Raw genomic sequence first — 25,270 nt, 5'->3', positions numbered from 1 at the left:
CCGGAGGAGGGGACCGGAGATCCCGCACGGCCTTTCCGGATCCGCCCCTCGTTTGATTGGCCTGCCCATGACCGACACCGCTCCCACGGCCATACCCATGGCCGACCAAGTCACCCGCCCCGACGGACGCGTCGAGCTCGCCCCGGGCTCACCGCCGCCCAGCGGCCCCTACGCCAACGAGGACCTGCTTCCGGTTCCCGTGGAGAAGCGCACCTGGACCACGTACAACTTCTCCGCGCTGTGGGTCGGCATGGCCCACAACACGGCGTCGTGGACGCTCGCCTCCGGTCTGATCGCCGTCGGCATGGACTGGAAGCAGGCGGTGTTCACCATCGCGCTGGCCAACCTCATCGTGCTGGTCCCCATGCTGCTCACCGGGCACGCGGGACCGAAGTACGGCATCCCCTTCCCGGTCTTCGCCCGCGCCTCCTTCGGCATCCGCGGCGCCAACCTCCCCGCTGTCGTACGCGCGTTGGTGGCCTGCGGCTGGTTCGGCATCCAGACCTGGATCGGCGGCGAGGCGATCTACTTCCTCGCCGGGAAACTGATCGGCAACGGCTGGAGCGACGCCGGGAAGATCGGCGGCTACGCCTGGACGATGTGGCTGTCGTTCGCGGTGTTCTGGGCGATCCAGGTGGCGATCATCTACCGGGGCATGGAGACGATCCGCCGTTTCGAGAACTGGGCGGCGCCCTTCGTCCTGGTCGGCGCGCTGGTGATGCTGATCTGGATGAGCAACAAAGCAGGCGGTTTCGGCCCGCTGCTGGACCAGCCCTCCAAGCTCGGCTGGGGCGGCGACTTCTGGAAACTCTTCTGGCCGTCCCTGATGGGCATGATCGGTTTCTGGTCGACGCTGTCGCTGAACATCCCGGACTTCACCCGCTACGGAAAGTCGCAGAAAGCGCAGACGTGGGGCCAGGCCCTCGGCCTTCCCACGACCATGACGCTCTTCGCGCTGCTGTCGGTCATGGTCACCTCCGGTTCCCAGGCCGTCTACGGCGAGACGATCTGGGACCCGGTACAGCTCGCCGCGAAGACGGACAACGTCTTCGGGCTGCTGTTCGCGCTGGTGACCGTGCTGGTGGCGACGCTGTCCGTGAACATCGCGGCCAACCTGGTCTCGCCGGCCTTCGACTTCTCCAACATCGCGCCGAGGAAAATCAGTTTCCGTACCGGCGCCCTCGCCACCTGCGTCCTCGGCGTGCTGATCTTCCCGTGGAAGCTGTACTCCGACCCGCAGGGCTACATCTTCACCTGGCTCGGTCTGGTCGGCGGACTGCTGGGCACGGTCGCCGGCATCCTCATCGCCGACTACTGGATCCTGCGCCGCGGCAAGCTCGACCTGAGCGACCTGTACCGCACCGGCGGCCGCTACTGGTACGACGGCGGCTGGAACTGGCGGGCCGTGGTGGCCTTCGCGGTCGGCGGCGTCCTCGCGATCGGCGGCGCCAGCTTCAAGCCCCTGTTCGACGGGCGGCCCATCCCGGCACTGGAATCCCTCGCCGACTACGGCTGGGCGGTCGGGCTCGGCACCTCGACGGTGCTGTACCTGGCGCTGATGCTGACGCGTGGACGGCAGGAGGAACACCTGGCCTGACGGTCGACGGCACGGGACACGGGAACGGCCGAAGAAGCTGCTCAGCTCCTTCGGCCGCTTCCGTGTTCGAGGTCAGGCTCTCAGCTCTTCGTGCCGTTCTGCAGGGCGGCCACCGCTTCCTTCGCGGCCTTGATCGCACCCTTGTTGATCTCGTCCGTGCTGGGCGCCTTCTTCGTCTCGAAGTCGCTGCCGTTGTAGTTGACGACCACCAGCGCGTTGGACACCTGGGCGATGACGACGCCCTCCCGGGTCTGCTGCTTGTCCTCCGTCGTGAGGTTCACCACCGAGTAGCCCGCGTTGCCGAGCCCTGGGACCGCCCCGCCGCCGCTCTTCTCCCCGAGACGCGCCTTGTACGAACTCTGCGCCGCATCGTTCGAATCCATGATCTCGAACGAGATGTCGAGCCACCGGTAGTCGTATCCCTTGAGCGCGTTCCAGGAACAGGTGCGGCGCAGGGCGGCGTCCGTGGACGGGATCTCCTTGCCCGCCGTCTTGGCGCCGGGAACAAGCGCGGCAACCGTTTTCGCGGCCACGCTGGTGCAGGGGGCGGGCGCCGCGGAGTACGTCTTGGGTGCGGCGGTGGAGGAAGGGTCGGACGCCTTCTGGGACTGGGTTCTCTGCGTGTCCTTGCTCGCCGTGTCCTGTGTTTCGGTGAGCGGGCCGGACGTCAGCGCCCAGCCCGCGCAGGCCAGCACGGCCACCGGGGACAGGCGCGCGGTGAGGGCGAGCGGCAGTGGGAGAGAGCGCACGGCGCACTTTCGTGGGGGACGGTGCGGACGAGTCCGCGATGCGGACGAAGACGCCAGTGTCACACGACTCCCGGTGGGGCGGAAGCGAAAACTCGCTCCGTGGCGGCGCGGTGACGAAGGGGCCCGGCCCGACCGGGACATCACGGCTCTTCACGGGGCATAGCGGCGGCCCGGACCCACGGAAGGGAGCACGGGTTCGAGTGATCGCGGCCCGGCATGACGGGCCCGTGCGTACGATCACGAGAGCGGCCGTCGTGAGTTGAGGAGCACTCGTGTTCACCACCCGACCCACCCTCCAGGGCACGTTCGGCATGGTGTCCTCCACACACTGGCTGGCCTCCCAGTCGGCGATGGCCGTCCTGGAGGACGGCGGCAACGCCTACGACGCCGCCGTCGCCGGCGCCTTCGTCCTGCACGTCGTCGAACCGCACCTCAACGGCCCCGCCGGCGAGGTGCCGATCCTGCTCGCCCCGGCGGCCGGTGAGGTGCGGGTGCTGTGCGGTCAGGGCGTGGCGCCCGCGGGTGCCACGGTCGCGCACTACCGGGCGCTGGGCCTGGACCTGGTCCCCGGCACCGGACCGCTCGCCGCCGCCGTGCCCGGCGCGTTCGACGCCTGGATGCTCCTCCTGCGCGACCACGGCACCAAGTCCCTCGCCGACGTGCTGAAGTACGCCATCGGGTACGCCGAGCACGGCCACGCGCCCGTGGAGAAGGTCGGCGCGACCGTCGAGACCGTACGACAACTGTTCGAGACGGACTGGACCTCCTCGGCCGAGGTGTACCTGCCCGGCGGGCAGTCGCCGCGGACCGGCGAGCTGCTGCGCAACCCCGCCCTCGCCGCCACCTGGAAGCGGCTGCTCGCCGAGACCGCCGGCGCCGGTGACCGCCAGGCGCGGATCGAGGCCGCGCGGGAGGTGTGGCGGACCGGGTTCATCGCCGAGGCGCTGGTCCGCCAGGCCGCCCGGCCCACCCTGGACACCAGCGGAGAGCGCCACACCGGCCCGCTCACGGCCGCAGACCTGGCCGGCTGGTCCGCGACCTACGAGACGCCGGCGACGTACGACTGGAACGGCTGGACGGTGTGCAAGGCCGGCCCCTGGAGTCAGGGCCCGGCCCTCCTCCAGCAGCTCGCCCTGCTCCCGCCCGAGCTGCCCGCCCACGGCGGCGCCGACTACGTCCACCTCCTGATCGAGGGCTGCAAGCTCGCCATGGCCGACCGCGAGGCCTGGTACGGCGACGCGGCAGAGGTCCCGCTCGGCGAGCTCCTCGACGCCGACTACAACGCCGACCGGCGGCGGCTGATCGGCGACAAGGCGTCGTACGAGCTGCGACCCGGCAGCCCCGGCGGGCGCACCCCGCGGCTCAGCGCGCACGCGCACGTCGTCAACGGAGACGACCCCGCCTTCGACCCGATGGGCGCGGGCGAGCCGACGGTCGCCAAGGGACCGGCCTCGCCGGTGCCCGGCGAGCCGGAGGTGACCGGTGACGGACTCACCCGGGGCGACACCTGCCACCTCGACGTCGTCGACCGCTGGGGCAACATGGTCGCCGCCACGCCCAGCGGCGGCTGGCTGCAGTCCAACCCGGTCGTGCCCGAGCTGGGCTTCCCGCTCGGCACCCGGCTGCAGATGACCTGGCTGGAGGAGGGCCTGCCGAACTCGCTGACGCCGGGGCGCCGCCCCCGCACCACCCTCACCCCCTCGATCGCGCTGCGCGACGGGGCGCCGGTACTCGCGTTCGGCACGCCCGGGGGCGACCAGCAGGACCAGTGGCAGCTGCACTTCTTCCTGGCCGTGGCCCTTCGCGCGCGGGTGCGCGGCTCCCTCGACCTCCAGGGGGCCATCGACGCCCCGAACTGGCACAACGACGCCTTCCCCGGTTCCTTCTACCCGCGCGGCATGCGGCCCGGCAGCGTCACCGTGGAGTCGCGCATGCCGGCGGAGGTGGTGGAGGAGCTGCGGCGGCGCGGCCATGACGTCACCGTCGGCGACCCGTGGTCCGAGGGCCGGCTGTGCGCGGTGGCCCGCGACCCGCGGACCGGGATCCTGCTCGCGGCCGCGAACCCGCGCGGGATGCAGGGGTATGCGGTGGGCCGCTGACCCCACGCCTGGGCCGCTGACCCCACGCCCCGCTTCTTCATCCCGATTCCACCCGGTGTGCACCGGCCGGGCGAGGATTGTCAGTGGGGCGTGCTCTCATGGAGGCATGATCGGAGACACGGAAACCATCGACGAGTTTCTCGCCCGCCACTCGGCCGACGTGGAGGAGGCGGTCCGCAAGGCCGCCGCGACCGAGATCATGCCCCGCTTCCGGCAGCTCGCGGCGCATGAGATCGACGAGAAGAGCGGCCCGCACGACCTGGTGACGGATGCCGACCGCAACGCCGAGCTGCTCCTCACCGAGGCCCTCGGCGCCCTTCTGCCCGGCTCGGTGGTCGTCGGCGAGGAAGCGGTGCACGCCAACCCGGCGACCTATGAGGCGATACAGGGCGACGCGCCGGTCTGGATCGTCGACCCTGTCGACGGGACCCGGCAGTTCGTGCGCGGCGAAGACGGCTTCTGCACCCTGGTCGCCCTCGCCCGGCACGGCGTCCTGCTCGCTTCCTGGACGTACGCTCCGGCCCGCGACCAACTGGCCACGGCCGTCCGCGGCGGCGGTGCCTTCCTGAACGGCGAGCGTCTCTTCGCCGGCCCGCCCGAGGCAGGCCGCGACCTGACGGTGGCCACGTCCCACCCCGACTACACGACCGACGAGCAGAAGCGCGCCCTGCTGGCGCTGTGGACGGACGGGGTCGCACCGCGCGCGTGCGGATCGGCCGGCCTGGAGTATCTCGCGATAGCCCGGGGCGAGTTGGACGCAACAGCCTTCTCCTGGGAGGCGGCCTGGGACCACGCGGCCGGACTGCTGCTGGTCGAGGAGGCGGGCGGCGCCCACCTCACCCTCACCGGTGAGCCGTTCCGCATCACCGGCGGCAACGCCCTGCCGTTCACAGCGGCCAGGGACGCGACGACGGCCCGCCGCGTGTCGGGCCTACTCTCGGGCACCGAACCACGGACACGGTAAGGCGGACACGGTAAGGCGGACACGGTAGGACGATCCCTGTGCCGGGGGCGGGCGGCTACTGTGGCGCGCCCCGGTGATGCGGTGCGCGACCGCCCTCGCGACGTTTCGTGGCTGCTCCTGTGATCCGGACGCTTCCGGTGGCCCCGTGCCGCAGGTGTTGTCGTACCACCGGCATATCCTGAGATCGGGGGCCGCCGGTCTACGGAGGTCACCGGCTGACGAAGGGGTCGAAGTGCCGTCGATGCTCGATGCGGTCGTGGTGGGAGCGGGGCCCAACGGGCTGACCGCGGCGGTGGAGCTGGCCAGGCGTGGCTTCTCCGTGGCGCTGTTCGAGGCGCGGGGCACCGTGGGCGGGGGAGCGCGTACCGAGGAGCTCACCCTGCCGGGCTTCCGCCACGACTCCTGCTCCGCCGCGCACCCCCTCGGCATCAACTCGCCCGCCTTCCGTGCCCTGCCCCTGGAGCGCTACGGCCTCGAATGGCTGCACGCCGAGCTGCCCATGGCGCACCCCTTCCTCGACGGCAGCGCCGCGGTGCTGTCGAGGTCGGTCGCCGAGACGGCCGCCTCCTTCGGGCCACGCGACGCGGGCGCGTACCGCCGTCTGGTCGAGCCCTTCCTGCCCAAGTGGGACACCCTGGCCCGCGATTTCATGTCGCTGCCGCTGACCGCGCTCCCGCGCGACCCGCTCACCCTGGCCCGTTTCGGCCTGGTCGGCCTGCCCCCGTCCGCCTGGCTCACCCGCCGCTTCCGCGACGAGCCCGCCAAGGCCCTCTTCGCCGGTCTCGTCGCCCATGTCATGGCCCCGCTGAGCGGCTTCGCCACCGGGGCCGTCGGCCTGGTCTTCGCCCTGGCCGCGCACGCCCGCGGCTGGCCGGTGGCCCGCGGCGGCTCCCAGTCCATCTCGGACGCCCTCGCCGCCTACCTCGAGGACCTCGGCGGCAGCATCCACACCGACTACGAGGTCAAGCGCCTCGACGACCTGCCCCCGGCCCGCGCCTACGTCTTCGACACCTCGCCCACCGCCCTCGCCCGCATCGCCGGCTTCGGCAACCACTACCAGGGCTACCGGTACGGCCCGGCCGCCTTCAAGATCGACTACGCGCTCGACGGCCCGGTCCCGTGGACCGCGAAGGAGGCCCGCACCGCCGGCACCGTGCAGATCGGCGCGGACAGTGCGGAGATCGGCGCCGCTCTGCGCGCCCCCTCCCGGGAGGGTCGGGCACCCGACCGGCCCTTCATGATCACGGTGCAGCCCAGTGTCGTCGACCCCAGCCGGGCCCCGGCCGGCCGGCACGTCTTCTGGGCCTACGGCCATGTCCCCAACGGCTGGACCGGCGACCTCACCGACGTGATGGAACGCCAACTGGAGCGCTTCGCCCCGGGGTTCCGCGACCGAGTCCTCGCCCGCGCCATCGCGGGCCCGGCCGAACTCGCCGTGCGCAACGCCAACTACGTCGGCGGAGACATCGCCTCCGGCGCGACCTCCGGCCTCCAGTTGCTGCTGCGCCCCAAGCCGACCCTGTTCCCGTACGCCACCCCGCACCCGGCCGTCTTCATCTGCTCCTCGGCCACCCCGCCCGGCCCTGGCGTGCACGGCATGTCGGGCCACAACGCGGCGAAGGCCGTGTGGCGGAGGCTGCGGCAGCAAAGGTGAACGGCGGGCCGGTCCCCGTTGGTATACACACAGCCATGACCAGGATCACGCTCGTCCAGGGCGACATCACCCGGCAGTCCGTGGACGCCATCGTCAACGCCGCCAACTCCTCCCTGCTCGGCGGCGGTGGCGTCGACGGCGCCATCCACCGCCGGGGCGGACCCGCGATCCTCGACGACTGCCGCCGCCTGCGCGCCTCGCAGTACGGCAAGGGCCTGCCCACCGGCCGGGCGGTCGCCACGACCGCGGGCGAACTGGACGCACGCTGGGTGATCCACACCGTCGGCCCCGTCCACAGCGCCACCGAGGACCGGTCGGAGCTGCTGGCCTCCTGCTACCGGGAGTCGCTGCGGGTCGCGGACGAGCTAGGCGCCCGTACCGTCGCCTTCCCGGCGGTCTCCGCGGGCATCTACGGCTGGCCGATGGACGACGCCGCCCGGATCGCCGTGGAGACCGTCCGGGCCACGGAGACGAACGTCGAGGAGGTCAGGTTCGTGCTCTTCGACGAGCGCGCGTACGACGCGTTCGCCCGGCAGGTTTGATGACGCATCAATGACACGCGGGGCGCCGCTCAAGCCGGTGGAGGACGCTGCGCCGCGGGGGCTGAATCAGCCTCTGCGGCCGGACGGCCGGACGGCTGGAAGACCCGGAGAGCGTGGATCATGACCGACTCCGACCTGTCCGTCCTGCGGGAACGGGCTCTTCCGGCAGGGGAGTCACCGTTTCACTCTAGCGCCGGGCTGGTGACGCCCGGTGCCGTCAAAGCGCCGTCAAGGGTGGACGGAGTGCCGTTAGAGAGCCGTCAACGGCGGTCACATCCGGTCGAAGAAGCGCTTTCCTCGATCCGTCCGGTTCTGTTTCCTTCGAACCTCTTCTAGGAGTTCGCGATGGCCGATCTGGCCTTCGTCGTCGCCACGGCCGCGGTCTTCGCGCTGGTGGCCCTCGTAGCCAAGGGGGTGACGAAGCTGTGACCGCCGAGAACATCGTCGGCCTGGTCGTGGCCGTCGCCCTGCTGGGCTATCTCTTCCTCGCCCTGATCTTCCCGGAGAGGTTCTGAGCAGCACCATGGGCCCCGTACTCGCCGGCGTGCTTCAGCTGCTGGCCCTCATAGGCGCCCTGGCGCTCGCCTACGTCCCCCTCGGCACCTACATGGCCAGGGTCTACTCCTCCGACCGGCACTGGCGGGCGGAGAAGTGGATCTACCGCGGCATCGGCGCCAACCCCGACGCCGAGATGCGCTGGCCGGCGTATCTGCGCGGTCTCCTGGCGTTCTCGGCCGTCTCGGTCCTCTTCCTCTACCTGCTCCAGCGGCTCCAGGGCGTTCTGCCGCTGTCACTGGGCTTCAAGGCGATCGATCCGGACCAGGCGTTCAACACCGCCGCGTCGTTCGTCACGAACACCAACTGGCAGTCGTACTACGGTGAGCAGGCCATGGGCCATGTCGTGCAGACGGCCGGGCTGGCGGTGCAGAACTTCGTCTCGGCGGCCGTCGGCATCGCCGTCGCGGTGGCGCTGGTGCGCGGGTTCGCACGCTCGCGCACTGGTGAACTCGGCAACTTCTGGGCCGACATGGTGCGCGGTGTCGTCCGCATCCTGCTGCCTGGCTCCCTCGTCGCTGCGATCGTGCTCGTCGCGTGCGGCGCCATCCAGAACTTCTCCGGCATCCACGAGGTCGGCCAGTTCCTCCATGGGGACGGCATCGGCGGCTCGCAGCAGTGGAACGGCGGCGCGGTCGCCTCGCAGGAGGCCATCAAGGAGCTGGGCACGAACGGCGGCGGCTACTTCAACGCCAACTCCGCCCACCCCTTCGAGAACCCGACCCCCTTCACCAACCTCTTCGAGATCTTTCTGCTGCTGGTCATCCCCTTCGCGCTGACCCGGACGTTCGGTGTGATGGTCGGCAGCGTGAAGCAGGGCTACGCGATCCTCGCGACCATGTTCACGATCTGGCTCGGCTTCGTCGCCCTGATGATGTGGACCGAGTTCGCCCACCACGGCCCGGCGCTCCAGGCCGCAGGGGGTGCGATGGAGGGCAAGGAGGTCCGCTTCGGCGTCGGCTCCTCGTCCATCTTCGCCGTGTCGACGACCCTCACCTCGACCGGCGCCGTCGACTCCTTCCACTCCTCCTTCACCGGCCTCGGCGGCGGCATCGCCATGCTCGGCATGATGCTGGGCGAGATCGCGCCCGGCGGCACCGGCTCCGGCCTCTACGGCATGCTCGTCATGGCGATCATCGCCGTGTTCATCGCGGGCCTGATGGTGGGCCGCACGCCCGAGTATCTGGGCAAGAAGATCGGCATCCGCGAGATCAAGCTCGCCGCCTGCTACCTCCTCATCACCCCGGCGCTGGTGCTGGTCTTCACCGCCGCGGCGATGGCCCTGCCGACACCGGGCCACTCGATGACGAACACCGGCGCGCACGGGTTCTCCGAGATCCTCTACGCCTATACGTCCGCGTCCAACAACAACGGCTCGGCGTTCGCGGGTCTGAACGCGGACACGCAGTGGTTCAACAGCACCCTGGGCCTGGCGATGATCCTCGGCCGGTTCCTGCCGATGGTGTTCGTGCTGGCGCTGGCCGGATCGCTTGCCGAGCAGAAGCCGATCCCGGTGACCGCGGGCACCCTACGCACCGAGAAACCGCTGTTCACCGGCCTGTTGGTGGGCGCGATCCTGATCATCACGGGTCTGACGTACTTCCCGGCCCTGGCGCTGGGGCCGCTCGCCGAGGGGCTGGCGTCATGACGACCGACGTAACGAAGCACGAGGACCCGATGTCCACAGCCACTCCCACCCGGGCACCACACAGCGACATCCCGACCGGCCACAGGGAGAGCCGGGTCGGCGCGGGTCTCTTCGACCCCGAGCAGCTGGTGAAGGCCCTGCCGGACGCCTTCCGCAAGCTCGATCCGCGGGTGATGGTCAAGTCGCCCGTGATGTTCGTGGTGCTCGTCGGCTCGGTGCTGACCACCGTCTTCTCCTTCAAGGACCCGACCGACTGGTTCGGCTGGACCATCAGCGCCTGGCTATGGCTCACCGTCGTCTTCGCCAACCTGGCCGAAGCGGTGGCCGAGGGCCGCGGCAAGGCGCAGGCCGACACCCTGCGCAAGGCCAAGACCGACACGGTCGCCCGCCGGCTGCTGAAGGACGGGGCCGAGGAACAGGTCCCCGGCACCGAGCTGCGCGTCGCTGACCTGGTGGTCTGCGAGGCGGGGGACGTCATCCCCGGCGACGGTGACGTCGTCGAGGGCGTCGCCAGCGTCGACGAGTCGGCGATCACCGGCGAGTCGGCGCCGGTCATCCGCGAGTCGGGCGGCGACCGCAGCGCCGTCACCGGCGGCACGAAGGTCCTCTCCGACCGCGTCGTCATCAAGATCACGACGAAGCCGGGCGAGACCTTCATCGACCGGATGATCAACCTGGTGGAGGGCGCGGCCCGGCAGAAGACGCCGAACGAGATCGCGCTGAACATCCTGCTCGCCTCGCTGACGATCGTCTTCCTGCTGGCGGTGGCGACCCTGCCGCCGTTCGCGGAGTACGCGGGCACGCGCCTGACGATGGTCGTGCTGGTGGCGCTGCTGGTCTGCCTCATCCCGACCACCATCGGCGCCCTCCTCTCCGCCATCGGCATCGCGGGCATGGACCGGCTGGTCCAGCGCAATGTCCTGGCGATGTCCGGACGGGCCGTGGAGGCCGCCGGTGACGTCTCCACCCTGCTGCTCGACAAGACCGGCACCATCACCCTCGGCAACCGGCAGGCCGCCGAGTTCGTGCCGGTGAGCGGCGCGAGTGAGGCGGAGCTCGCCGACGCCGCCCAGCTGTCGTCGCTGGCCGACGAGACGCCCGAGGGCCGTTCCATCGTCGTCCTGGCCAAGGAGAAGTACGGACTGAGGGAGCGACACCAGGGCGAGCTGACCGGCGCCGAGTGGATCGCGTTCACCGCGCAGACCCGTATGTCCGGAGTGGACGTGGGCGGGCGCCGGATCCGCAAGGGCGCGACCGGATCCGTCGTCGCCTGGGTGAAGGAGCGGGGCGGCGAAGTCGCCCAGGACGCCGCGGAGTCGACCGACCGGATCGCCGAGGCGGGCGGCACCCCGCTGCTCGTCGCTGTCGAGGACGCCGAGGGCGCCCGGGTGCTGGGCGTCATCCACCTCAAGGACGTCGTCAAGGACGGTATGCGGGAGCGGTTCGAGGAGCTGCGCCGGATGGGCATCAAGACCATCATGATCACCGGTGACAACCCACTGACCGCGAAGGCCATCGCGCAGGAGGCAGGCGTGGACGACTTCCTCGCGGAGGCCACCCCCGAGGACAAGATGGCGCTCATCAAGCGGGAGCAGGCGGGCGGCAAGCTGGTGGCGATGACCGGCGACGGCACGAACGACGCTCCGGCGCTCGCGCAGGCCGACGTCGGCGTCGCGATGAACACGGGCACATCGGCCGCCAAGGAGGCCGGCAACATGGTCGACCTCGACTCCAACCCGACCAAGCTCATCGAGATCGTCGAGATCGGCAAGCAACTCCTCATCACCCGGGGCGCCTTGACGACGTTCTCCATCGCCAACGACGTCGCGAAGTACTTCGCGATCATCCCGGCGCTGTTCGCGGCCGTCTACCCGGGCCTGGACAAGCTCAACATCATGCACCTGGCCGGCCCCGACTCCGCGATCCTCTCCGCGGTCGTCTTCAACGCGCTGATCATCATCGCGCTCGTCCCGCTCGCGCTGAAGGGCGTGCAGTACCGGCCCGTCAGCGCCGACCGGATGCTCCGCCGCAACCTCGGGATCTACGGCCTCGGCGGACTTGTCGCGCCCTTCGTCGGCATCAAGCTCATCGACCTGCTCATCTCATCGATCCCCGGGCTGTAACGCTTCGAAAGCGTGGTGAAGGACAGGACCATGAACAACTCCGTTGTGAACACAGCCCGGTTGCTCGGGGCGGGCCTGCGTGCCCTCCTCGTAGTGACCCTGATGACCGGCGTGATCTACCCCCTGGTCGTGACCGGCATCGCCCAGGGCCTCTTCCCGGGCAAGGCGAACGGCTCCGAGATCAGGGCGGACGGCAAGGTCGTCGGCTCCTCCCTGATCGGCCAACAGGGCTACAGCCTGGACTACTTCCAGCCGCGCCCCGCGAACGGGCTCGGTCAGAACACCGTCAACACCCAGTACAAACTGCTGCTTTCGGGAGCGACCAACCTTTCCGCCGACAACGAGAAACTCATCAAGTCGGTCGAGGACGCCAAGGCCGAGGTGGTGAAGGACAACTCGACCGCGGACTACAAGGTCAAGCCGTCCCAGGTGCCCGCCGACGCGGTCACCTCCTCCGGGTCGGGCCTCGACCCGGACATCTCCCCGGCCTACGCCGACCTCCAGGTCCACCGGGTCGCCGAGAAGAACGGTCTGTCCGTCGCCCAGGTCCACGAGCTCGTCGCCGACCACACCGACGGCCGCACCCTCGGCTTCATAGGCGAACCCCGCGTCAACGTCCTCGAACTCAACATCGCGCTCAAGGAACTCGCGGCGAAGAACTGACGGCGTGCCCTGGGGGGGGAAGGGAGGAAGGGGGGAAGGGGGCGAAAGGGAGACCCCCTGCGCCCGGTGCTTCACGGGTGACGCGCTGGGGGCGTCACCCGTGAAGCACCGGCGAGCGCGGTGGTCCGGTCCCCGCCGGATCAACCGTCGCTGCCGGATCAGCCTTCGCTGCCGGATCAGCCTTCGATGCGGTGGGTGGTCCAGAAGGACGTCAGGTCCGTGGCCGTGGTGGCCTGGGCCGCCGCCTTGAACTCGGCCGTGGTCGAGACGCCGTACCAGTGCGAAGTGGCGTACGCCTTCAGCAGGTTGGCCATGGCGGTGTCGCCGATGAGCCGTCGCAGGTCGTGCAGGGCGCACTTGCCGTAGCCGTAGACGACGGTGGAGTACCGGGAGGAGTGGGCGTCCCAGTAGGCCATCGAGTTGGTGATCTTCTCCGCCGAAGAGGCCCACGAGACGCTGCTCCAGCAGCCACTGCCGGTCTTGCCCAGCGCCAGGTCGGTGGCGTAGTCGGTGAACGACTCGTCCAGCCAGGGGCTGTTGTACTCGTCGTCGCCGACGATGCCGTACCACCACTGGTGGCCGATCTCATGCGTCAGCGCCGTGGTGCTCACCAGGTCCAGGACGAACCCGGGGTACTCCATGCCGCCGAACCAGAAGTTGTTGTCGATGACGGCGTCCAACTCGCCGTACGGGTAGGCGCCGAAGCGGGCGGCGTGGGCGTCCACGGCGGACTTGGCGGTGGTGAGCATCGACTGGGCGTTGGCCGAGCTGATGCCGGACACGGAGTAGACGTTGATCGGCGTCCCGGCGGTCGAGGTGCCGGAGATCTTGCTGAACGGGCCCGCCGCCCACGCGAAGTCACGCACCTTGGACGCGGTTGCCGTGGTGATGGTGCGCCCACTGGAGCCGGCGGCGTCGACCGAGGCGCCGGTGGCCGGGACCAGCAGGGCGGTCGGATGGTCGAGGGTCACCTTGAAGTCGGCGGCCAGGGAGTAGAACGACTCGCCGTTGTTCGTGTACGGGTCCAGGTGCCAGCCCGCCCCGTCCTTCACCGCCAGCACGGGCAGCGCGTTGCCGATGAAGCTGAACGACCCGTCGTAGCCGAACCGGTCGGCGCCGCTGGGCACGGTGATGCCCAGGTCGAAGCCGATCGTGGCGCTCTGCCCCTGGGTGAGGGGCGTGGCGAGGGTGATCTGGAGGGCCGTGCAGCCGACGGAGAGGGCGCCCGCGGTGCCGCCGGTGACGTTGCTGACCGCGATGGGCATCGACGTGCAGGTGCCGTGGTAGTTGTCCCACAGCCGCAGATACACCTCGCTCAGCGCGGTGGCGGAGGCGTTGGTGAAGGTCGCGCTCTCGTGACCGGTCCAGACCGTGCCGGCCGTGTTGCTGGTGAGACTGACGGTGTACGAGGGTGCGGCCGGGGTGCGCGTGGAGTCGGCGGGCGGCGGTGCGGTGTCGCCGGAGGTGTTGAGCGCGATGTCGTCGAGGACGAAGCTCGACTGGAGGCTGGAGTCCTCGGTTCCGGTGAAGGCGAGGCTCACGGTCTGGCCCGCGAAGGCCGACACGTCGAACGACTTCTGGACGTAGCCGGTGTTCTTGTCGAGGTTCGAGTACGTGGCCAGCGTCGTCGTGCCGATCTTCGCCGTCAGCTTGTCGTACGCGGTGGACGAGGTCGTCTCGGCCGTGTCGATGTGCAGCCAGAAGGTGAGGGTGGCGGTGGCGCACCCGGACGGGATCGTGACGCTCTGCGAGAGCGTGTCGGTGTGCGTGCTGCCGACTCCGTCCAGCCAGGCGAAAGCGGTGCCGCCGTGCGCCGACTGACCGGTGCGGCTGGTGATCACACCGGTCGAGGACTGGGTCCACGCCGAGGCGCCGCTCTCGAAGTCGCCGCCCGCGACCACCTGGGCGGGGGTGCAGGCGGCAGCCGCACCCGCAGCCCGCGGTGCCTGTGACGACCGCGGGGCCTGCTGTGCCTGCTGTGCACGGGCTGCCTGCTGTGCACCGGGTGCCTGCTGTGTCTGCGGCGCGGCTGCCACGGTCGTGGCGGGGAGCGAGACGGCGGCCAGCGCGGCGAGGACGAGCGCGCTCGTGGAGATGGCCTTGCGGGGGGTGGGTCTCACACATGGCTCCTTTGCGGCGGCCGGGTTTCCGGCCTGCTCGGTGGCTGTCCCCGACGGCGTGGGTGTGCCGGAGGGGCGGTGCGCGACGGCTGCCGGAAGCCTGACAGATTTGACGCGGCCATGCCATCAGAGATTGGCAAAGCTCCCTGGCCCCGCAGCCCGAAACCCCACCCCGCCTTCGAACCCACCCCGCCTTCGAACCCACCCCGCCTTCGAACCCACCCCGCCTTCGAACACCCCGGCCGTCACCCCCGTAACCTGCTCCTTTGCGGGGCCGCAGCGGGCCGCTCACACTCGCCCGCCGTTCGTTGTGCGCCGGGCTTAACTCCCGGTGGCCGGTCCGGGAGACACCTGTGTAATGCACGGTTCGTACCGTCGCAGAGGCTTGCAGAGACTCTCACCAGGCTGATCGTCAGAAGGAAAGGGGCGCCCGTGGCCGCGTTGGACCCGCGGACCGACAGCGCGTCGGAGACGAAGGTGCGCACGGTCTGCTCGTACTGCGGCGTCGGCTGCGGCATGGTCCTGGACATCGGCTTCGGACCGGACGGACGGCGTACGGTCCTGAAGGCGTCCGGCGACAAGGAGCACCCCGCGAACTTCGGCCGGCTGTGCACCAAGGGTGCGACCACCGCCGACATGCTCGCCGCCCCCGGCCGGCTGACCACCGCCCTCGTCCGCTCGGACCGTGGCGAGGAACCGGAACCCGCCCCCGTGGAAGCGGCCGTCGCCGAGACGGCACGGCGACTGCGGGCCATCGTCGACGAGCACGGCCCCGACGCGGTCGCCCTCTACGTCTCCGGCCAGATGAGCCTCGAAGCGCAGTACCTCGCCAACAAACTGGTGAAGGGCTACCTCCGTACCAACCAGATCGAGTCGAACTCCCGACTGTGCATGGCAAGCGCCGGAACCGGTTACAAGCTGTCTCTGGGCGCCGACGGCCCGCCCGGCTCCTACGAGGACCTCGACAAGGCGGACGTCTTCCTCGTCATCGGCTCCAACATGGCCGACTGCCACCCGATCCTGTTCCTGCGGATGATGGACCGGGTGAAAGCGGGCGCGAAACTGATCGTCGTCGACCCGCGCCGCACCGCCACCGCGGCGAAAGCCGACCTGTTCCTCCAGGTCAAGCCGGGTACCGACCTGGCCCTCCTCAACGGTCTGCTCCACCTCCTGCACGAGAGCGGCCACACCGACCCCGCCTTCGTCACCGCCCACACCGAAGGCTGGGAGGCGATGCCGGAGTTCCTCGCCGACTACCCACCCGCGACCGTCGCGGAGATCACCGGCCTCCCGGAGGCCGACCTGCGCGAGGCCGCGCGGCTGATCGGGGAGGCGGGGGAGTGGACCAGTTGCTGGACCATGGGCCTCAACCAGTCCACGCACGGCACCTGGAACACCAACGCGCTCATCAACCTCCACCTCGCCACCGGCGCGATCTGCCGCCCGGGCAGCGGGCCCTTCTCCCTCACCGGCCAGCCCAACGCCATGGGCGGCCGGGAAATGGGTTACATGGGTCCGGGGCTCCCCGGCCAGCGCTCCGTCCTCGTCGACGCCGACCGTGCCTTCGTCGAGGAGCTGTGGGGGCTCGAACCGGGCACCATCCGGGCCGACGGCGTCGGCAAGGGCACCGTCGAGATGTTCCGGAAAATGGCCGAGGGCGAGATCAAGGCCTGCTGGATCATCTGCACCAACCCGGTCGCCTCCGTCGCCAACCGCAGAACGGTCATCGAGGGGCTGGAGGCAGCCGAGTTCGTCGTCGCCCAGGACGTCTTCGCCGACACCGAGACCAACGCCTACGCCGACGTCGTCCTGCCCGGCGCGCTGTGGACGGAGACCGAGGGCGTCCTCATCAACAGCGAGCGCAACCTCACCCTCGCCCGGCCCGCCGCCGACCCGCCCGGCGAGGCCATGGCCGACTGGCAGCTCATCGCGGCCGTCGCCCGCGCAATGGGTTACGAGAGCGGTTTCACCTACGACAGCGCCGAGCAGGTCTTCGAGGAGATCAAGCGCGCCCACAACCCGGCAACCGGTTACGACCTGCGCGGAGTGACGTACGACCGACTGCGCGCCACCCCCGTGCAGTGGCCTGCCGCCACCGCCGACGGCCCCGACCGCAACCCGATCCGGTACGTGAACGACGACGGCTCGCTCACCTTTCCCACGGCTTCCGGCCGCGCCGTCTTCCACCCGCGTCCGCACGTCCCGCCCGCCGAGATGCCGGACGACGACTATCCGTTCGTCCTGAACACCGGACGCCTCCAGCACCAGTGGCACACCCTGACCAAGACCGCGAAGGTGGCCAAGCTCAACAAGCTCAACCCCGGCCCGTTCGTCGAGGTGCACCCCGAGGACGCGGCCGCGCTCGGCGTGGCCGACGGCGACTCCGTCGAGGTCGCCTCGCGGCGCGGGCGGGCCGTGCTGCCGGCCGTCGTCACCGATCGCGTCCTGCCCGGCTCCTGTTTCGCGCCGTTCCACTGGAACGACCTGTTCGGCGAGTACCTCAGCGTCAACGCGGTCACCAGCGACGCCGTCGACCCGCTCTCCTTCCAGCCCGAGCTGAAGGTGTGCGCCGTCTCGCTGACCAGGGTTTCGACACCGGTTACCGTGCAGGTTCCGGCCACGGACACCCCGGCCACAGCCACCACGGCCATGGGGACGCGCGTCATGGCCGGACCGGTCACGGAAACTCCGGCAACGGAGACCTCTGCCCTGGGGGCCTCCGCGCCCGTGCCCGCGCCCGTCCTCGTACCGACCGCGGTCCAGCCCTCCGCGGCCGCCGTCTTCGGCCTGGATCCCGCCCCGCCGCCGGCCCTGACCGAACGCGAACGGCAGTACCTCGTCGGTTTCCTCGCCGGCATCCCGGCCGGCGCCCCCGGCGTCCCCGTCCTGCCGCCGGACGCGCCCTTCAGCCCCGAGCACGCCCTGTGGGTCAACGGCACCCTCGCCGGCATGTACTCCCGCACCACCGCCGCGCCCCAGGAATCCCCGGCGCGCCAGGTCGTGATCCTCTGGGCCTCCCAGACCGGCAACGCCGAGGACTTCGCCGCCGCCACCGCCGCCCGGCTCACCGAGGGCGGCCACCCGGCGTCCCTCGTCGCCATGGATGAGGCCGACCCCGCCAGCCTGCCCGCAGCCGCCGACCTGCTGCTGATCACCAGCACCTTCGGCGACGGCGACGCCCCCGACAACGGCGCCGGCTTCTGGGACGGCCTCGCCGCGCTGGACACCGGCCGTCTCGAAGGCCGCCGCTACGCCGTCCTCGCCTTCGGGGACTCCTCGTACGACGACTTCTGCGGACACGGCCGACGCTTGGACCACCGTATGGACGAGCTCGGCGCGGTCCGGCTGGCCCCGCGCACGGACTGTGAACCGGACTACGAGACGGAGGCGGAGGCCTGGCTGGACCAGGTGGTCACCGCGCTCAAGGAGGCCACGGAGCTCGTGCCCGCGGCCCCCGTCGCGACCCCGCCCGCGTCCCCCGCCGCCGCCCCTGTCCCGGCCCTCGGCCCTGCCTCGACGTCCGCCGCCGTCGCCACCAGGCCCGCGCCCGCCGCTCCCGCCGCTCCCGCCCGCTCCCGGCGGCCCGTTCCCGTCACCGCCCGCCTCACCGGCAACCGGTTGCTGAGCCGGCCGGGTTCCGGCAAGGAGGTCCGGCGCTTCACCTTCGACACCGGCGACAGCGAGAGCCCGCTCGTCTACGAGGCCGGCGACGCCCTCGGCGTGCGCCCCCTCAACTCCCCCGAACTGGTGGCGGAGTGGCTGTCCGTCACCGGCCTCGACGCGCACGCGCCTGTTGTCCTGAGCGGTTTCGGAGAGGTTGCCGTCGGCGAGGCCCTGCTGCGGCACCTGGACATCACCCGGATCACCCCGGCCCTGCTCCGCTTCGCCGCCGACCGCACCCGCGACCCGCGCGAGTTGCGGAAACTGTTGCGCCCGGACAACAAGGACGAGCTGGCGAAGTGGTCCTGGGGCCGCCAAGCCGTCGACGTGGCAGCCGAGTTGGGCCTGCGCGCCGACGCCCAGGAATGGGCCGAGGTACTCGGAAGGCTGCAGCCGCGCCTGTACTCCATCTCGTCCAGCCCGCTGACCGACCCCCACCTTGTGTCGCTCACCGTTTCCGTCGTGCGGTACGAGAACCTGGCCGGCCGACCCCGGCAGGGCGTCTGCTCGCCCTTCCTCGCCGACGCCGAACCCGGCACCGAGGTCCCGGTCCATGTGCAGCGCTCCCCGCACTTCCGACCGCCCGCCGACCCCTCGACCCCGATGGTGATGGTCGGCCCGGGAACGGGGGTGGCGCCGTTCGTCGGGTTCCTCGAGGAGCGCCGGGCCCGCGGACACCGGGCTCCCAACTGGCTGTTCTTCGGCGAGCAGCACCGGGCGACGGACTTCTACTACGAGGACGAGCTGAGCGGCCTGCGGGCCGACGGCACCCTGACCCGACTGGACACCGCCTTCTCCCGCGACCAGCGCGCCAAGGTCTACGTCCAGGACCGGATCCGCGAGCACGGCTCCCACCTGTGGTCCTGGCTCCAGGACGGCGCCCACTTCTACGTCTGCGGGGACGCCTCCCGCATGGCCAAGGACGTGGACCGGGCCCTGCGCGACGTCGCCGTCGTCCACGGCGGCATGAGCGAGGAGGAGGCGGCGGCGCATGTGAAGCAGCTCGCCGCCGACAAGCGGTACGTACGGGACGTTTACTGAGCCGTTCAGTGAGACGTTTACTGAGACGTTTACTGACGGGAGTCACCAAAAGGGCCCGTGGGAAACGTGGGCGCCAAGTGGTGTTGCGCCGAAGAGAGTTGATATTCAGCCATCGCGGCGCGACTATGTTCGTTTTTTCAACAGGAGTGGACAAGATCTGACGCACCCTCCGTCCGTGCACAGTCGCACGGTCGCCTAGAGGAAGGTCGTGGTCATGTCGCACCCGCACGTGTCGTCCGTGGACCGGCCGGACCGCCCCCCGCGGGTGGAGCCGGCTCATTCCCAGCGGCCGGTCGTCAGCCGCCGTCGTCTGCTCGAAGGGTCCGCCGCCGTCCTCGGCGCCCTCGCCCTGTCCGCACCGTCCACCGCACACCGGGCCGTCGCGGCGGACGGTACGCCGGAGTGGAACGGTTCCATCGACGCTTTCCGGCTCGGCACCGAAGCCCCGCACACCACCCTCATGCCGTACGCGGACCTCGGCCAGGCGCTCGCCGCCGACCGCACCCGCTCCCCGTACCGGCTGAGTCTGGACGGTGTCTGGAAGTTCGCGTACGCCGACCGCCCCGACGACCGAGACGCCGACTTCCACCGCACCGATCTCGACGACAGCGGCTGGGACACCATCCCCGTTCCCTCCGCCTGGCAGCTGCACGGTTACGACCGGCCGATCTACATCAACATCACCTACCCGTGGTGGGGCCCCAACGGCCTGGGCGAGGAGGCGCAGCCGCCGCTCGCCCCCACCCGCTACAACCCCGTCGGCCAGTACCGTCGCACCTTCACGGTCCCGCGCGGCTGGGCGGGACGGCGGACGTTCCTTCACTTCGAGGGGGTCAAGTCCGCCCACTACGTATGGATCAACGGTGAGCTGGTCGGCTACCACGAGGATTCCTACGACCCCGCCGAGTACGACATCACCCCACACCTCAAGCCGGGCGCCAACCAGATCGCCGTGGAGGTCTACCGCTACTCCGACGGGGACTGGCTGGAGGACCAGGACATGATCCGGCTGAGCGGCATCTTCCGCTCGGTCTACCTCTACTCCACGCCGGCCGTGCACCTGCGCGACTTCAGGCTGGACACCCCGCTGAGCGACGACTACAAGGCGGCCGAGCTGTCGGTCACCGCCAGCGTGCGGGACTACGGCGGGAAGGGCGCGGGCCGGTACTCCGTCGAGACCCAGCTGTACGACGCGCACGGGCATCCGGTGTGGTCCAGGCCGCTCCAGCAGGCCGCCGCGCTCGACGCCGGACAGGAGAGGACCGTGCGGGCGGCGAAGGCGGTGCCGACACCGCGTCTGTGGTCGGCCGAACACCCAAACCTCTACACGGCCGTGCTCCGCCTGCGCGACCCCGCGGGAAAGGTGATCGAAACCGTTTCCCATCGGGTCGGCCTGCGCGAGTTCGCGCTCAAGGACGGGCTGATGCGCATCAACGGCAAGCCGGTTTCCTTCCGGGGCACCAACCGGCACGAGATGCACCCGGCGCGCGGCTCGGCCCTCACCCGCGCGGACCTGGTCCAGGACATCGGGATCATCAAGCGGCTGAACATCAACACCGTGCGCACCTCGCACTACCCCAACAACCCGCTCTGGCTGGAACTCGCCGACGAGTACGGCCTGTACCTCGTGGACGAGACCAACCTCGAGACCCACGGCATCCGGGGCGAGTACCCCGGCGACCACGCCGAGTGGACCAGGGCGTGCGTGGCCCGCGCCCAGAACATGGTGCACCGCGACAAGAACCACGCCTCGGTCGTCATCTGGTCCCTCGGCAACGAGGCCGGCGGCGGCAGCACGTTCACCGCCATGCACGACTGGATCCGCTCCTACGACACCACCCGCGTCATCCAGTACGAGGGCGACGACCGCCCGGGAATCAGCGACATCCGCTCCGAGATGTACGACAGTCCCGCCCGCGTCGAGGCCCGCGCGAAGGACACCGCCGACACCCGGCCGTACGTGATGATCGAGTACTCCCACGCGATGGGCAACTCCAGCGGAAACTTCAAGAAGTACTGGGATCTCGTCCGCCGCCACGACGTGCTGCAGGGCGGCTGGATCTGGGACTTCGTCGACCAGGCCCTCGATTGGCCCACCCCCGTCCGCAAGCTGTTCACCGAGGCCGGTCCCGCCGCACTGCGCGGCGAGCTCATCGCCCCCAGCGGCAGCTTCACCCGTGACCGGGGCGTGTCCGGTGGAACCGTTTTCGCCCGCGACGCGCGCCTCGACCTCACCGGCTCACTCACCCTGGAGGCGTGGATCACCCCGCACGTAACCGGTTACCACCAGCCCGTCCTCGCCAAGGGCGACACCCAGTACGCCCTGAAACAGACCGACAGGACCCTGGAGTTCTTCATCTACGGCAGCGGTCAGTGGGTCACTGCGAGCTGGGCGCTGCCGGACGACTGGACCGGCGCCGAACACCATGTCGCGGGCGTCTTCGACGCGGCGGCCGGCACCCTGACCCTTCATGTCGACGGCTCGGTCCGGGCGACCCGGACCACCACGGTGCGCCCCGCCGTCAACACCGCCCCGCTGTCCCTGGCCACCGACGTCGACAACCCGACCCGGGAGTTCAGCGGCACCGTCCGCCGGGCCCGGGTGTACGCCCGGGCGCTGAGCGCCGCCGAACTGGCCTCCGCCGGCCGTGGCCCCGGCGACGACGGCGTACGGTTCTGGTTCGACGCCGCCACCGTCCGCCTCACCGAGAAGCGGCCCCGTGAGAAGACGTTCCGCGCCTACGGCGGCGACTGGGGCGACAACCCCAACGACGGGGCCTTCTCCGGCGACGGCATCGTCACCGCCGACCGTGGACCCACCGGCAAGTCGGCGGAGGTCAAGCGGATCTACCAGGCCGTCAACGCCGCACCGGCCGCCGGCGAACGGCTCGCTCCCGGAGCGGCGATCACCCTCACCAACGAGTACCTCTTCACCAACCTCCGTGAATTCGACGGACGGTGGGAGCTCGTCGGCGACGGCAGAGTGCTGCAACGCGGAAAGCTGAGCCGTGCGCAGCTGGACGTGGCTCCGCTGTCGAGCAAGAACGTCACCGTCCCCTTCAAGGCGCCGGGGGATCCGGCGCCGGGCGCCGAGTACTTCCTGCACCTGTCGTTCACCATCAAGGAGACGACGAAGTGGGCGCGGTCCGGCTTCGAGGTGGCCAGGCAGCAGCTCGTCGTCGACGCCGGCAGCCCCGCCGTCACCCCCGTGTCCCTGGACGGAGTGCCCGCGCTCAGCCATGAGGACGGCGAGACGTCGGTCACCGTCACGGGCGACGACTTCTCCGTCACCGTCGACAAGAGGACCGGTGTCATCACGTCCTACCGGGCCGACGGCGTTCAGCTGATCTCCTCCGGGCCGGTCCCGAACTTCTGGCGTGCCCCCACCGACAACGACCGGGGAAACGGCCAGCACACCCGCAACCAGACCTGGCGCGACGCCGGCGCGCGCCGCAAGGTGACCGACGTCAACGTGCGGGCGGTGCGCGACCGGGCCGTAGTGATCAAGGTCGCCGGCACCCTGCCCACGACGACGGAATCGACGTACACCACCACCTACACCGTCTTCGGAAACGGTGAGATCAAGGTCGACAACACGCTGCATCCGGGCGCGGCCTCGCTGCCGTACCTCCCGGAGGTCGGCACGATGCTGTTCCTGCCCGCCCGTCTGGAGAAACTGCATTACTACGGCCGCGGCCCCGAGGAGAACCACTGGGACCGCAACGACGCCACCGACGTGGGCCTGTACTCCGGCACCGTCACCGGGCAGTGGACCTCCTATCTGCGTCCGCAGGAGAACGGCAACAAGACCGACGTGCGGTGGGTCGCCCTCACCGACGGCGACGGCAACGGCCTGCTCGTCTCCGGTGAGCCGCTCCTGGAGGTCAACGCCTCGCACTTCACGCCCGAGGACCTGTCGGTCGGGGCCCGCCACGACTACCAGCTCACACCCCGCAAGGAGGTCGTACTCCGCCTGAACCACCGGCAGATGGGCATCGGCGGCGACAACAGCTGGGGCGCGCACACCCACGACGAGTACAAGCTGTTCGCCGACCGCGACTACGCGTACACCTACCGTCTGCGGCCGTTGACCGATGTGCGCGAGGCGACGGCCGCCTCGCGCAGGCCCACCGCCGAGGAGTAACCCCCCGGGTCCGTCGGCGCCGTTTCCCCGCCCGTGTGACCCCCTCCACGGATGATCTTTGTGGCGGCGGGCGGGGAAGAGCGGAACAATTCCCACGGAACGGGAAACGGAATCGACGGAAAAGGAACCCCTATGCCCGAGCAGGACGAACGCTTCGACGTCGTGGTCCTCGGCGCCGGTCCCGGCGGCTACGTCGCCGCGGTCCGCGCCGCCCAGCTGGGCAAGCGTGTCGCGGTGATCGAGGAGAAGTACTGGGGCGGCGTCTGCCTCAACGTGGGCTGCATCCCCACCAAGGCCCTCCTGCGCAACGCCGAACTCGCGCACATCTTCACCCACGACGCGAAGACCTTCGGCATCAAGGTCGACGGGCAGGTCTCCTTCGACTACGGCGAGGCGTACCGCCGCAGCCGCAAGGTCGCCGACGGCCGGGTCAAGGGCGTCCACTACCTGATGAAGAAGAACAAGATCACCGAACTCGACGGCCGTGGCGCTTTCGTCGACGACCACACCCTCCGGGTGACCGGCTACGACGGCGAGATCCGCACCATCGGCTTCGACCACTGCATCATCGCCACCGGCGCGACCCCCAAGCTGCTGCCCGGCACCAAGCGCACCGCGCGGGTGGTGACGTACGAGGAGCAGATCCTCGCCGAGGACCTGCCGCAGTCGATCGTCATCGCGGGCGCCGGCGCCATCGGCATCGAGTTCGCCTATGTGCTGCACAACTACGGCGTGAAGGTCACGATCGTCGAGTTCCTGGACCGGGTCGCCCCGTTGGAGGACGCCGAGGTCTCCGCCGAACTGGCCAAGCAGTACCGCAGGTTGGGCATCGACGTACTGACCTCGACCCGCGTGGAGGCGATCGACGAGTCCGGTCCCCAGGTGCGTGTCACCGTGACCGGCAAGGACGGCGCCCAGCAGGTCCTGGAGGCCGACAAGGTCCTTCAGGCGATCGGGTTCGCGCCCAACGTGACCGGCTACGGCCTGGAGAACACGGGCGTGAAGGTCACCGAGCGCGGCGCGATCGACGTCGACGGCCGCTGCCGCACCTCCGTCCCGCACATCTACGCCATCGGAGACGTCACCGCGAAGCTCATGCTCGCGCACGCCGCCGAGGCGATGGGCGTCATCGCCGCCGAGACCCTCGCCGACGCGGAGACGATGGAGCTGGACTACGCCATGATCCCGCGGGCCACCTACTGCCAGCCCCAGATCGCCAGCTTCGGCTACACCGAGGAGCAAGCTCGGGAAAGGGGCTACGACGTCAAGGTGGCGAAGTTCCCGTTCACCGCGAACGGCAAGTCGCACGGCCTCGGCGACACCACCGGCTTTGTGAAACTGATCAGCGACGCCAAGTACGGCGAGCTCATCGGCGGCCACCTCATCGGCCCCGACGTCACCGAACTCCTTCCCGAGCTGACGCTGGCCCAGCAGTGGGACCTCACCGTCCACGAGGTCGCCCGTAACGTCCACGCCCATCCCACCCTGGGCGAAGCCGTCAAGGAGGCGGTGCACGGACTGGCCGGGCACATGATCAACATGTAGGTCTTGCGCACCGCGCCCGGCGGGGCCGTTCACCCGAACGGTCCCGCTGCGCTCGCCGCCGACGTACGGCCGGGATGTGCTGGCATCCACCGGACCGAACCCCGACCGACGCGGGGCGGTCCGGCCAGGACCGGACCGACGGCTAGGGAGTCCGCCATGCCGGAGC

The 25,270-nt window shown here is 70.2% G+C and carries 14 protein-coding genes; 12 read left to right on the top strand and 2 right to left on the bottom strand.

Annotated features, from left to right (window positions below; translation table 11 throughout):
- Positions 1-67 precede the first annotated feature (67 nt).
- On the top strand, positions 68-1,597 hold the full coding sequence (locus tag B5557_RS09145; protein WP_079658648.1) for an NCS1 family nucleobase:cation symporter-1: 1,530 nt from the start codon (positions 68-70) through the stop codon (positions 1,595-1,597).
- Between the two features lie 80 nt (positions 1,598-1,677).
- Here the strand turns inward: B5557_RS09145 and B5557_RS09140 are convergent, their stop codons facing one another.
- A complete protein-coding gene (locus tag B5557_RS09140) occupies positions 1,678-2,346 on the bottom strand; it encodes a hypothetical protein (protein ID WP_079658647.1) in 669 nt (222 codons plus the stop codon).
- A 272-nt stretch (positions 2,347-2,618) separates the two neighbouring features.
- Between B5557_RS09140 and B5557_RS09135 the strand changes: the two genes are divergently transcribed.
- The 8 genes from B5557_RS09135 (at position 2,619) to B5557_RS09100 (ending at position 12,594) form a co-directional block, all read left to right on the top strand.
- Entirely contained in the window at positions 2,619-4,445 is a 1,827-nt protein-coding gene (locus tag B5557_RS09135) for a gamma-glutamyltransferase family protein (RefSeq protein ID WP_079658646.1), read from the top strand.
- A 106-nt stretch (positions 4,446-4,551) separates the two neighbouring features.
- Positions 4,552-5,409 (top strand): inositol monophosphatase family protein, encoded by an 858-nt coding sequence (locus B5557_RS09130; RefSeq protein WP_079658645.1) that lies wholly within the window; start codon positions 4,552-4,554, stop codon positions 5,407-5,409.
- 241 nt (positions 5,410-5,650) lie between these two features.
- Positions 5,651-7,063 (top strand): phytoene desaturase family protein, encoded by a 1,413-nt coding sequence (locus B5557_RS09125; protein ID WP_079658644.1) that lies wholly within the window; start codon positions 5,651-5,653, stop codon positions 7,061-7,063.
- Between the two features lie 35 nt (positions 7,064-7,098).
- Complete coding sequence (locus B5557_RS09120) at positions 7,099-7,605, top strand: O-acetyl-ADP-ribose deacetylase (RefSeq protein WP_079658643.1); 507 nt, start codon at positions 7,099-7,101, stop codon at positions 7,603-7,605.
- Positions 7,606-8,030: 425 nt separating this feature from the next.
- Positions 8,031-8,120 (top strand): K(+)-transporting ATPase subunit F, encoded by a 90-nt coding sequence (gene kdpF, locus B5557_RS09115; protein WP_079658642.1) that lies wholly within the window; start codon positions 8,031-8,033, stop codon positions 8,118-8,120.
- Positions 8,121-8,128: 8 nt separating this feature from the next.
- On the top strand, positions 8,129-9,808 hold the full coding sequence (gene kdpA, locus B5557_RS09110) for a potassium-transporting ATPase subunit KdpA (RefSeq protein WP_079658641.1): 1,680 nt from the start codon (positions 8,129-8,131) through the stop codon (positions 9,806-9,808).
- A 29-nt stretch (positions 9,809-9,837) separates the two neighbouring features.
- Positions 9,838-11,931, top strand: a complete 2,094-nt coding sequence (gene kdpB / locus B5557_RS09105) for a potassium-transporting ATPase subunit KdpB (RefSeq protein ID WP_079664673.1) — start codon at positions 9,838-9,840, stop codon at positions 11,929-11,931.
- Between the two features lie 30 nt (positions 11,932-11,961).
- On the top strand, positions 11,962-12,594 hold the full coding sequence (locus B5557_RS09100; RefSeq protein ID WP_079658640.1) for a potassium-transporting ATPase subunit C: 633 nt from the start codon (positions 11,962-11,964) through the stop codon (positions 12,592-12,594).
- Between the two features lie 176 nt (positions 12,595-12,770).
- On the opposite strand, the gene B5557_RS09095 is transcribed toward B5557_RS09100, so the two are convergent.
- Positions 12,771-14,714 carry a M1 family metallopeptidase gene (locus tag B5557_RS09095; RefSeq protein WP_079658639.1) on the bottom strand — a complete coding sequence of 648 codons (1,944 nt, stop codon included), beginning with the start codon at positions 14,712-14,714 and terminating at the stop codon, positions 12,771-12,773.
- A 516-nt stretch (positions 14,715-15,230) separates the two neighbouring features.
- Here B5557_RS09095 and B5557_RS09090 point away from each other — a divergent pair.
- The 3 genes from B5557_RS09090 to lpdA all read left to right on the top strand — a co-directional run bounded on the left by B5557_RS09090 (position 15,231) and on the right by lpdA (position 25,104).
- Entirely contained in the window at positions 15,231-19,415 is a 4,185-nt protein-coding gene (locus tag B5557_RS09090) for a molybdopterin-dependent oxidoreductase (RefSeq protein WP_443031361.1), read from the top strand.
- Between the two features lie 214 nt (positions 19,416-19,629).
- Positions 19,630-23,559 (top strand): glycoside hydrolase family 2 TIM barrel-domain containing protein, encoded by a 3,930-nt coding sequence (locus tag B5557_RS09085; RefSeq protein WP_079658637.1) that lies wholly within the window; start codon positions 19,630-19,632, stop codon positions 23,557-23,559.
- A gap of 132 nt (positions 23,560-23,691) precedes the next feature.
- The gene (lpdA, locus tag B5557_RS09080) at positions 23,692-25,104 is read left to right on the top strand and encodes a dihydrolipoyl dehydrogenase (protein WP_079658636.1); all 1,413 of its coding nucleotides are present in this window, start codon (positions 23,692-23,694) and stop codon (positions 25,102-25,104) included.
- Positions 25,105-25,270: the final 166 nt, after the last annotated feature.

This window comes from Streptomyces sp. 3214.6 (genome assembly GCF_900129855.1).
GTDB classification, from domain to species: domain Bacteria; phylum Actinomycetota; class Actinomycetes; order Streptomycetales; family Streptomycetaceae; genus Streptomyces; species Streptomyces soliscabiei.
Note: the sequence above shows the minus strand (reverse complement) of the source record. Positions and strands in the feature narration are given on the sequence as shown.

Excerpts from the sequence above, each read along its gene's own strand:
- B5557_RS09100 (WP_079658640.1), top strand. The coding sequence starts at position 11,962 with ATGAACAACTCCGTTGTGAACACAGCCCGGTTGCTCGGGGCGGGCCTG.
- B5557_RS09120 (WP_079658643.1), top strand. The coding sequence starts at position 7,099 with ATGACCAGGATCACGCTCGTCCAGGGCGACATCACCCGGCAGTCCGTG.
- B5557_RS09085 (WP_079658637.1), top strand. The coding sequence starts at position 19,630 with ATGTCGCACCCGCACGTGTCGTCCGTGGACCGGCCGGACCGCCCCCCG.
- B5557_RS09090 (WP_443031361.1), top strand. The coding sequence starts at position 15,231 with ATGGTCCTGGACATCGGCTTCGGACCGGACGGACGGCGTACGGTCCTG.
- B5557_RS09145 (WP_079658648.1), top strand. The coding sequence starts at position 68 with ATGACCGACACCGCTCCCACGGCCATACCCATGGCCGACCAAGTCACC.
- B5557_RS09125 (WP_079658644.1), top strand. The coding sequence starts at position 5,651 with ATGCTCGATGCGGTCGTGGTGGGAGCGGGGCCCAACGGGCTGACCGCG.
- lpdA (WP_079658636.1), top strand. The coding sequence starts at position 23,692 with ATGCCCGAGCAGGACGAACGCTTCGACGTCGTGGTCCTCGGCGCCGGT.
- B5557_RS09130 (WP_079658645.1), top strand. The coding sequence starts at position 4,552 with ATGATCGGAGACACGGAAACCATCGACGAGTTTCTCGCCCGCCACTCG.
- kdpB (WP_079664673.1), top strand. The coding sequence starts at position 9,838 with ATGTCCACAGCCACTCCCACCCGGGCACCACACAGCGACATCCCGACC.
- kdpA (WP_079658641.1), top strand. The coding sequence starts at position 8,129 with ATGGGCCCCGTACTCGCCGGCGTGCTTCAGCTGCTGGCCCTCATAGGC.